Below are 810 nucleotides of genomic sequence, written 5' to 3' on the forward strand. Positions count from 1 at the left end.
TGTGACTAGGAATATAGGTCCTTGAGGTCCATCTGGATATTTCAATATTGCTTGTTCAGATAATGAAGGCAAATGTTTTCCATTCGCCTGTTTTACACCTAGCTTTGCCCATTGTTCAAATGAATGCCAATCCTCGGGAAGATTTTTTCCTTGCGGCAATTTAACTTCCACTCCCCAAGGAAGTTTAGACTGCCAACCATTCATGTAGAGAAGATTAGCAGCGGTTGCGAGGGCATCTGGAACAGAAGTCCAAATATCACGTCGTCAATGGCATAAGCGAGATAACTGCTTGGAATAAATTGTGTATGTCCCATTGCACCAGCCCAAGAGCCAGTAAGTTGTGCACGTGTAATTTCACCGTTTTGGAGAATTGTCATGGCAGCAATCAATTGCGCTTGTGCATATTTTGCGCGTTTTTGATCAGCATAGGCTAAGGTTGCTAATGAGCGAATGGTATCACGCATCACATCTTTATTTGCTAAAACTTTTCCATAATTGCTTTCCATTGACCAAATCGCCAGGAGGATATTACGATCAACACCAAAACGTTTTTCAATTTGAGAAAGCCACTTTTGCCATTTTTTAGTTTGGCTCTGTCCTTCCATAATTGCAATGTCATGAACACGATTGTCGAAATAGTTCCATGAAGGATCAACAAATTCCGGTTGGTATGCGGCTTTTTTTAAAACTTCTGGATCAATTGCGTTGATTCCTTTAAAAGCCATATCAAATGTAGAGGATAAAATATTATTGGTGAGAGCTACTTTTTTAAATTCTTTAATCCACTGTTGAAAACCAACATTAGCGTAT

The 810-nt window shown here is 39.4% G+C and carries 1 pseudogene; it reads right to left on the reverse strand.

The annotated features are described in order from the left end of the window. Positions 1–810, reverse strand: a pseudogene (locus ACFINZ_RS10390) (lytic transglycosylase domain-containing protein); the annotation flags it as partial.

It is taken from the genome of Bartonella sp. AA81SXKL, from assembly GCF_042196945.1.
Taxonomy (GTDB): Bacteria; Pseudomonadota; Alphaproteobacteria; order Rhizobiales; family Rhizobiaceae; genus Bartonella.